Source organism: Streptococcus mitis SK597, assembly GCF_000148545.1.
Classification (GTDB): Bacteria; Bacillota; Bacilli; order Lactobacillales; family Streptococcaceae; genus Streptococcus; species Streptococcus mitis_C.
This window is the reverse complement of record NZ_AEDV01000032.1, coordinates 1-10,031: the sequence shown is the minus strand read 5'-3', so window position 1 is coordinate 10,031 and position 10,031 is coordinate 1. Positions and strand designations below refer to the sequence as shown.

The 10,031-nt window shown below is 39.5% G+C and carries 6 protein-coding genes and 1 pseudogene; all 7 read right to left on the bottom strand.

Annotated elements, in window-relative coordinates:
• Nucleotides 1–46 precede the first annotated feature (46 nt).
• Nucleotides 47–1,774, bottom strand: coding sequence for a septation ring formation regulator EzrA (ezrA, locus tag SMSK597_RS06395; protein WP_001274204.1), 1,728 nt, complete (start codon nucleotides 1,772–1,774; stop codon nucleotides 47–49).
• Nucleotides 1,775–1,855: 81 nt separating this feature from the next.
• Nucleotides 1,856–3,801 (bottom strand): annotated as a pseudogene (gyrB, locus tag SMSK597_RS06390) (DNA topoisomerase (ATP-hydrolyzing) subunit B).
• A 14-nt stretch (nucleotides 3,802–3,815) separates the two neighbouring features.
• Nucleotides 3,816–4,379 carry an HAD family hydrolase gene (locus SMSK597_RS06385; protein ID WP_004237744.1) on the bottom strand — a complete coding sequence of 188 codons (564 nt, stop codon included), beginning with the start codon at nucleotides 4,377–4,379 and terminating at the stop codon, nucleotides 3,816–3,818.
• Nucleotides 4,380–4,464: 85 nt separating this feature from the next.
• Nucleotides 4,465–5,019 carry a DJ-1 family glyoxalase III gene (locus SMSK597_RS06380; protein ID WP_000241394.1) on the bottom strand — a complete coding sequence of 185 codons (555 nt, stop codon included), beginning with the start codon at nucleotides 5,017–5,019 and terminating at the stop codon, nucleotides 4,465–4,467.
• Nucleotides 5,020–5,029: 10 nt separating this feature from the next.
• Complete coding sequence (locus SMSK597_RS06375; RefSeq protein ID WP_000830663.1) at nucleotides 5,030–6,253, bottom strand: FtsW/RodA/SpoVE family cell cycle protein; 1,224 nt, start codon at nucleotides 6,251–6,253, stop codon at nucleotides 5,030–5,032.
• Between the two features lie 36 nt (nucleotides 6,254–6,289).
• The gene (locus tag SMSK597_RS06370; RefSeq protein ID WP_000848738.1) at nucleotides 6,290–8,740 is read right to left on the bottom strand and encodes a bifunctional DnaQ family exonuclease/ATP-dependent helicase; all 2,451 of its coding nucleotides are present in this window, start codon (nucleotides 8,738–8,740) and stop codon (nucleotides 6,290–6,292) included.
• A gap of 199 nt (nucleotides 8,741–8,939) precedes the next feature.
• On the bottom strand, nucleotides 8,940–9,869 hold the full coding sequence (locus SMSK597_RS06365) for a peptidase U32 family protein (protein ID WP_000411189.1): 930 nt from the start codon (nucleotides 9,867–9,869) through the stop codon (nucleotides 8,940–8,942).
• Nucleotides 9,870–10,031: the final 162 nt, after the last annotated feature.

Below are 10,031 nucleotides of genomic sequence, written 5' to 3'. Positions count from 1 at the left end.
CCAGATTTGGTTCTGCTTCTCACAAAACCAAATCTTTTTTATTATTTTAGAAACGAATCGTTTCACGTGTTTTCTCATATGAGGTAACAAAGCGGTTGGTTACACCAGGCTCTGCCACTTCCAATGCTTGAGAAATCTTGTCAAATGAAGCGTGATAATCAAATTCTTTTTCAAAAATATCTAAAGCTTCGTTAAATGCTTCTTGAATGCGTTCATCAAATGAGCGGTAGCGGTTAGAATATTGCAATAGTTGTTCTGTCAAGGTTGCATACTGTACAATATTATAAGTTTCCGCCTCAAGCTCCTCCATATCCTTCGTTGCAATTTCAAGAATACGGTTAACTGACTCTATATTGACCAATTTTTGTTCTAATTCAGCCATTAGATCTTCCGTATTATTACTTGCTGTAAAGAATAACTTCAAGAAAGTTTGTGGAATACCAGGTAGGTTCCGTTTTTCCATATATCTCTTAATTGTATGGAGACGATTAACATATACATTTGCTTTTTGACGTGCATTGATATCATCTTTCTCAACTCGTGCAAGACGCTCACTAACTGAAATCTGTTCATCTTCAATCTCTTTAAGATTTTCCTGTAAAGATTCAAGATTTTCTTCAAGAATTGAATATGCTTGAGTTGGTTCATCTTGATTTGAAGTTGCCTCGATAATAGCAGTCTCAAAGCTTTCTAATTCGGACTGTAAACGACGAACATGACTTGCATCCGATTCAGAAAGTAAATAACTTTTACTCAAACGCTCAATGTCTTCTATCAATAAAGCATTATTTTCCTTCATGTGTTGAAGATAAGTAGGAAGTGTTGCTACTAAACCTTCTACCACTTTCTGTGCCGCAATTTCTCTTGTAAAGATATCATAAAGTGCATTAATCTCTTCTTGGATTTGAGTATTTTCATACTCTGCATTATCCAATTCTAGTTTCGCAATATTCTCATGATTTTTCTTGAGAGCTTCATAAAGCAGTTGGAAACGCGCTTCAATATCCGTTTCAGCAAAATGATAATTAGCATCTAAAAGCTTACGGTAGCCATCTTCTAAATCTTCCAGCTGATCAGGTAGGTCTTTAGATAATGTTGCTACAATTGCTGGTATACGATCAACAATATGTGTCAAAGCCAAGATATGATTTTCAGCATTATCCAAAATCACAGCAGCTTCTACTGGGTCACCTGACGAATTTAAAGTTACAAACTGAGAAAACTCTGATTGGATATTTTCCAATTGTTTTTCAATTTCAGATAAACCTTGGCCATATTCTTCAGAATGATCAGCAACTCGGTGTTGCAACTCTTCAAACAAGTCCAAGGTATGAAGAACACGTCCACTATTTTTAGACTCTTGTTTCTCCAAATCTGCCAAGGCATTGCGAATTGCCGCAATATCTTCTTCAATCAAGGTAATTTGGCTCTCGATTTGGTCAATTTGATGACTAGCTTTGAAAAAACGGAATGAGTTGTTATAACCTTCTGCCTCGAAAAGGTTATTTTCGATATCGGCAAAAGAATTAAGAGATAAATCAACCCATTTTTGATTCCATTCACGGAAAGTCACCTGACTTTGTCCAATCAAGTGCATATTTTTTACAGCTTCAACTTCATCATTAACTGGAAGATTGTACAGTTCTTCTTTTTTCTCTTCTAAAATTGCTAGTTTACTTTCATTGCGTTTCCTTACATAGATTGCGATAGCATAAGCAATGACCAATAAAACTGCAACTGCAATTATCAAATAAATTACTAGTATAGCAGACATATTAAACTCCTTTTTTACTTGAAACAATCGTAATGATTATATCATATTTTTTAGACCAAGGGAACTACTTCTCCCGATTTTTTAGACATCAAGTGTACTATAGACGGCATTTTCTTCGATGAATTCACGACGAGGCTCTACTCGATCCCCCATCAACATATCAAAGATTTTATCTGCTTCTGCAGCATCATCCACAGAAACTCTTGCCATCAAGCGATGTTCCGGATCCATGGTTGTTTCCCATAACTGATGATCGTCCATCTCACCCAAACCTTTATAACGCTGAATGGTTGGTTTGGCGCGTCCTTCACTATGGCGAGTCAAGGCTTCTTGGAGTTTAATTTCTTGATCTGCACCTGGCTGGATGTATTCTTTAATCTCGCTTCCAACCTTGACACCATAGATTGGTGGTTGGGCGATATAAACATAACCAGCTTCTAGAATTGGTTTCATATAACGATAAATCAAGGTCAAAAGAAGGGTACGAATGTGGGCTCCATCGACATCGGCATCGGTCATCAAAACGAGTTTTTGGTAACGGGCTTTCGAAACATCAAATTCTGCTCCAAATCCTGTTCCCATCGCTGTGAAAAGACTACGAATTTCTTCGTTAGCTAGAATCTTATCCATACTTGCCTTTTCAACGTTCAAAATCTTACCGCGGATTGGAAGAATTGCCTGAAATTCACGGTTACGACCCGATTTGGCTGATCCACCAGCTGAGTCTCCTTCGACGATGAAGAGTTCTGTTTCAGCAGGATTGTTAGAAGAACAGTCTGCTAGTTTCCCTGGAAGGTTGGAAATTTCCAAACCAGATTTTTTACGAGTGACTTCACGCGCACGCTTGGCAGCCACACGAGCCTTGGCAGCTAAAATCCCTTTTTCCACGATACGTTTGGCAATCTGTGGATTTTCCATGAGGAAATCGGAAAAGGCATCACTGAAGAGGCGATTGGTAATCTTGACCACTTCGCTATTCCCCAGTTTGGTCTTAGTTTGTCCTTCAAACTGTGGATTTGGGTGTTTAACTGAGATAACTGCAGTTAAGCCTTCGCGAACATCTTCCCCTGTTAGGTTGTCTTCATTGTCTTTCAGTAACTTATTTTTACGAGCATAATCGTTGATAACACGTGTCAAGGCTGTACGGAAACCTTGTTCATGCGTTCCACCTTCATGTGTATGAATATTATTGGCGAAACTCATGACATTTTCATGGTAACCAGTTGTGTACTGCATGGCTACCTCAACTGTGATATCATCCATCTCACCGTCTGTGTAGATTGGTATATCAAAGATCACATCCTTGTTCTCATTGATATATTCAACGTAACTAGCAATCCCACCCTCATAATGGTAATGCTTGGTTTGTTCCAAACCTTCACGCTTATCTGTGATGGAGATTTGAAGACCGCGATTTAGAAAGGCTAACTCTTGAATCCGTTTATTTAATTATCAAAATCAAAGGTTGTTGTTTCCGTAAAGATTTCTGGGTCTGGTGTGAAGTGAACCGTTGTTCCAGTTCTATCTGTATCTCCGACTACCTCAAGGTCTGCGACGACATGACCACGACGGTATTCTTGGTAATGAATCTTTCCGTTTTTGTGGACATGAACGTCTAATTGAGTGGAAAGGGCATTAACTACTGATGACCCTACTCCGTGAAGACCACCTGAGACCTTATAGCCACCACCGCCAAATTTACCTCCAGCGTGAAGGACAGTAAAGACAGTCTCAACGGCAGGTCGACCTGTTTTTTCCTGAATATCGACTGGAATCCCACGTCCATCATCGACAACAGTAATCGAATCATCTGGCTCAATAAAGACTTGAATATGGCTGGCAAATCCTGCCAAGGCCTCATCGATTGAGTTATCAACGATTTCCCAGACTAGGTGGTGAAGACCTTCTTTTGAGGTTGATCCGATATACATCCCTGGACGCATACGAACAGCCTCTAAGCCCTCTAAAACTTGAATTTGACTGGCATCATAATCTTGTGCCTGCAGATTTTTGATTTCTTCTGTCATCTTATTCCTTTTTCTTACATGTCTAATACTTGTCTTAAATTCACGATACTGGTAAACAAGTGGGTATCCAATCCTGCAGCTTGACCTGCTTCGATATCAATCGGTCGATCACCAATGACAAGACCAGAGTTAATCTGATACTTTTCTCTTAAATAAAGCATGGACTCGGGATTTGGCTTTCTCTTAAAGCCTGAGCTAGAAGTCACCACTTCTGTAAAATAAGCTGCTATAGAGGTTTTTTCTAAAATTTCCAAAACCTGATCATTTCTGTGAGAAACCAAGAAATGACGCCCACCTTGATTTGAAATGTCTTCCAATAATTCAGAAACTCCTTCAAACAAAATCGGGTGTTCAAGCTCTCTGGCTTCATTTTCCCTGTATTTTTCTAAAAAATTCTCTAAGTTGGGAGCGAATGTCTCAATCGCAAAATCAGTAGAAACCTTTAAAGCTTGATAGACACTGTCATGATCTTGTGTGATACCATACAGCGCTAATGTTTCAACAAATGCAGCTGTTGAAGTTTCGTAATTATCCAGTAAAGTTCCACCTAAATCCCAGATATAATCGTGATATTTCATACCCTTCATTATAGCATTTTTTTATGGAAAAAGCGATGATTTCCCTGAGTTTTCCACATAAAAAAACGAGAGGTTAACTCCCGTTTTATTGATTTTTACCAAAGACATCTCGATAGAGCATTCCTGTTCGTAAACTCTCTGCGTCTCCTCCTAGTTGGTCCACCAACTCGTAGGCAAAAGCAAGAGCTGTAGAGGGGCCTCGACTGGTTGTCAAATGACCATCTACCACTACTGTTTCCTTGACGTATTGACCATCAAGGATTTGCTCTTGAACGCCGTCATAGCAAGTGTACTGCTTATTTTTCAATAGCCCTGCTTGATTGAGGGCAATTGGCGCCGCACAAATAGCTGCCAGTTTCTTCCCTTCTTGCTCAAAACTTTGCAACTCTTGGATCAAGGCCTGATTGTCACGCAAATGTGCAGAACCAGGCATTCCTCCAGGAAGGACAATCATGTCATAGTCTGATAAATCTCCATCAAAGACATGATCTGCTCTTACTTGGATTGCATGCGAACCCGTTACTTGCTCTTCAAAGCCAACCATATCACATGTGATATTGGCTCGACGCAAGACATCTACAACTGTCAAAGCTTCAATTTCTTCAAAGCCCTGAGCTAACATGACTGCTACTTTAACCATGATTTTCTCCTTATTTGATTTGTTTTAATACAACCTTTTTCCGTTTGAATCGGACTTTTCCACTCTTTTCTTCAGCTAGGTTTGTCTGGTAACTCATCGATAAAAGCAAGCCAACACCAATCAAGTTACTGATAATAGCCGATCCTCCTTGCGAAATAAAAGGCAAGGGAATCCCAGTCAAAGGAAGCAAGCCCGTCACAGCTCCGATATTTTCAAAAATGTGGAAGAGCAACATCATAATCAAACCTGTAGAAATATAGGTGTAGAATTGGTTATTTGATTTGAGAGTAATCTTCAACATACGAAAAATGAGCATGAGATAAAGGGCGATAACAAGGACAGAGCCAATAAAGCCAAAATCTTCTGCAATGACCGTGAAAATCATATCCGACTCTCGAACTGGGATAAGCAGATTAGAAGCATTAAAACCTTGACCAAACAAGCCACCACTACCAATCGCAATCTGCCCTTGAGCCTGCTGATAAGTGGTTGTTTGGGCAAAGTCAAATGGATTGAGCCAAGCCAAGATACGATTGATTTGGTAGGTCGGCATTCCTAATTGATGAAGAAAAGCCCTTCCGTCCTTGCTGATAAAAATAGCTAAGAAACCAGCAACTCCCGTTACAGCAGTCACAAATACTGGAATAATAATTTTCCAAGAAACTCCTGATAGTAATACGATTCCTGAGAAAATGGCTACAAAAACCAAAGCCGTCCCCAAGTCACTTTGAAGTGCCAAAAGAACTAGGACTGGAACGGTAAAGATAATCATCCAAAAAATTAATAAAAAGTCCAGCGGAACTGTACGTTGCCATTCCTTATGTTTCTTTGTAAATTGGACAATGACACGGGCCAACATGAGGATATAGGATATCTTCATAAATTCTGATGGTTGGAATAGGGTAATTCCATTTATTGATACCCAGTTTTTGGCACCCGTTGATGCAACTAGGCTTGGATTATAAAAGACGATCGGCAAGACCATGAGTCCCAAACCTAATATATATAGAAAGGGTGTCACTTTCCAAAGAAATTCTGTATTAAAGAGCATGACCACAAAACCAATCACAAGCCCCAAGGCAATCCAGGCGACCTGCTGCCCTAAAATGGGCAGAATATTGTTTGGATAATCATGACTAACAGCTATATAGATAGCCACCACGCCAATAACCAGTAGAAAAAATACTGGCAATAGCAAACTATAATCGACTCTAGAGTCGAGAGAACGTTTCATATACACTAACCTTATACTTTCATACAATACTATTTATCAAAGTTCATTTAAAAATCTATCAATAGCCTCACTAACTTCGGATCGAGAGACGGTTTTAATAGTCGCTTCTTTTGCTAGAGAAGTCACTATTTGCTTGCCATATCGTTTTCCGACGATTCTTCTATCCAGAATGAGGGTTAAAGAACGTTGGTGTTCGCATCTCATACTTCTTCCCAAAGCTTGTTTTAAACGAATAATGGCCATTGGCAACTGATAATCATAAAAGGCATTTTTCCCTTCTTGAATTAGTTCCTGATTGATCTTTTTCGTCAAGGGTTCTTGAGGATTTTGGAAAGGAAGTCTCGGTACAACTTGAATCACAAAAGGATGGCTTGAAAAATCAACTCCCTCCCAGAAACTTGCTGCGCCAAGCAAGATTTGTTGTTCACCTTTTTCAAAGCGTTTCTTTAGCTGATGAACATCCCCATTTTTATACTGGACCAGATGGCTTACAGGAAGTATGTCTGAAACTGCTAGAAGCATGTCTTTAGCAGTAAAGAGAGCCAAAATAGGTTGCTGGAAATCTTGAACTCCCATCAGCAAATCAGCTACATCTTTGGCGTAGACTTCTAAGGAGGTTTCTGTTACCAGGGGAAAATCTTTGACCAAGATCACTTCTTGATCCTGTTTTTTACCAGCTTCAATCTTAACAAATTTAGCTTCAGGATAACCCAAAAGGTCTGCCAAAGAAACTCTCTGACTAATCTCAAGAGTAGCCGACACTCCCAAGACTTGACATGAATTAGGTATTGAAGAAGATAGAAGAATACGGCCTGATTTTGTAGAAGAAATCTGAATTTTCTTTTGACTCGTTTCAATTGCTTCAAGCCAGTAATCTCGGTCAGCTGTAAAATAGCGAACCAGCTCCTCAAAGCCTTCTACTTCTAATTCTGAAAAATACTGGTGGAGATTGGCAAGAGAATCTAAGATATTTTTCTTAGATTTTCCAGACTGAAATTGTTCTATCAAGTAGAAGCACTCAAAGCGAATACTTTCTAGTATTCGTTGTTGAACCTTATTTTGCTCCTCCAGTAAAGCCTTATCAAGCAAATCAATAATAGACTGGATATCGTAGGTCTCTTGAAGCAGATTTTCTAGAGCTAACAAAATCTTTTGAACTTCATCAATAATCAATAAACGGTCACTGACAAATTCAGGATTATCTTCAAGTCTGGTTACAAGATAGGCATGATTGGTCACTAAAAGCTTGCAGGTTTGTGCCCTTTCTTGACTACGTTTCCAAAAATCTTCCGTCACAAATAAGCTTTGAGATGATAAATTCCCGTCATGACGAAGATCTGTCAGAAAATGTTGGTAACGGTAGAGTTGACCAATCTCATCCAAATCCCCCGTTTCTGTCTCTGTCAGCCAGACCAAGAGTTGCATTTTAAAGCGTCTAAATAAGCGATTTTCATCATTTTCCTGCAAGGAACGATAAAAGGCATCCAACTTCAGATAATTGTGTGGTCCCTTTAAACTATGAATATCTATATGGAACACTTCCTTGAGACGTTTACCTTCTTCTTCCATGATTTGATTTTGAAGAATCTTTGTCGGAACGCTAAGAACAATTTGACGCTCTTTGGCTTGAGACAAAGCGGGTAAGAGATAGCCATAAGTTTTCCCAATCCCAGTCGGCGCTTGAATCAGAGAGACAGGCTCATCTTTCAATAGCAAGCCAACCTCTTTAGCAAAACTTTCTTGTTCCTCCCTCACTTCAAGGTTCAACAGAGAAATATTCTTAGAAAAATCTTGGGATAGTTTTCGTGACTCCATGGAATCTGCAGTTTTCTTGAAATATAGCCCTTGAACTTCAATCAAGTCTGGAGAACTAAGGATAGATTGGTTACGATAAATTTCTTCAATAACCAGGTAAGACTCGTATAAGAGAGCATCAGCCATTTCCAGCAAGCGTTCCAAGAGACCTTTAGGAAGCTGGGCCATCTTTTCCCGTAGAAATAAGAGTAATTCCGCAGTAGCTTGGGCATCTGAAAGGGCTGTGTGAGCGTGCTTAAGAGGAATTCCTAATTCTCGACACAATATAGGTAAACTATATTTTTCCAGTTCTGGGAAAAATACCTGAGCCAATTCGACCGTATCAACACGAGGATTTCTTAGCTCATAACCTTCAAAAAATAAATTTTCCGCCAAGAGATTGGCATCAAACTGAACATTATGGGCTACAAAAATCCCATCCTCCACCAAGTCAAAGATTTTTCTGGCAACTTGCGAAAAATCAGGTGCTTGCGCCAGACGTTGATCAGTTAGCCCTGTCAGTTCTTGAATATGAGCATCCAAGGGTTCATGTGGATTGACATCCGTCGTATAGCGATCGACGATTTTCCCATCCTCAATCACAACAATTCCCACTTGGATAATTTTAGCCTTACTACCTGTGCTAGTTGCCTCTAAATCCACCACAACATAGCGATTACCAATCGTTTTCATTATAAAAAATTATACCAAAAAAAGGGCCATTTGGCACCTGCAAACATGGGATAATTTTCAAACTCAAGAAGGTTACTTGTATTAAAATTCCCAGTAAACAGAGCATCCTAGCCTACTGATTTTTTAAAAATGGTGAAAAAATAAGAAAAATTGAGAGAAGAAATGTTTGCACCTTCCTTCTCTCAACTATCCATTTACTTTATTTAACCATATCAGGATCGTAGTCATAAAATCCTGTATCAAGGAAACGGTTTTTAGGGTGTAACTTGCGTACTTCTTCATCCAGTAAGAAGGCTTGGTCATGACTAAAGTTGCCCTCTTGGATCAAGCTACGCGCTTGGATAAAGAGTTTTGCAATCTCAACAAAGTTCTGACCAGGTGTGTAGAGCCCTTCTAGTTTCCAGTGAGTAAAGCCATGCTCCACCAATTCTGTTAATTTGGTCATCAAATCAAGGTCATTGTTGGCAAAGATATGGGTTCCATGATTGTCTTCAAAAATAGAGTAATGGCTCTCAGGATCACTTGGCTCAGCCAAGAAAAGGTCACGCTTACGGGTCTTTTCATCATCGATATGCGTAAAGTTATAGTAGTTTTGCAAGAGCGGACGTTTAGAATGATGGATGACACTGGCACCGTAAACCAAAACTTCGGCAGGAATTTCCAAAATCTCTGGCATTTTGAAAAGTTCAGCTGATGGAATTTCACGCGCCAAAACAGCCTCAGAAGCACCAGCCTTTTGTCCCCAGAAGTTAATCTGGCGACTACTTGTCACCATAGTTGAAGCATCGTAGATGGTCTTAAAGGAATAACCATCGCGATTGACCACATAAAAGACACCTGCATCCCCAATCGTAATGTAGTCTGTCTTGATTTCTTCCAAAAAGTCTAAGAAAGGCTTGATACGATCCATCATATCTTGGTGCATGAGGGCGTTAACCGCAACAATCAATTCCTTACCAGCATCATGAACCAGCTTAGCGATTTCACGCAATTGGTCATGACTAAAGGTTGTTGGTAGACGAAGGCCAAAATCTTTCTCACCGACATATATACGGTCTACGCCAGCTTCGAGCAGTTGTTTAACTTGTTCAATACTTTCAGCAGTTGCTGTAATGATAATCTTTTCCATAAGAAAAATTATACCACATTTCTCCAAAATCAGCCAAGACTTATCAGAGTTTTACAAATAGGAATTATTTCAGTAACTTCCACTTGCCTGACCAAAGTGGAAATTAGTCTAATACTCTTCAAACCACGTCAACTTTATCTGCAACCCCAAAGCGGTGTTTTG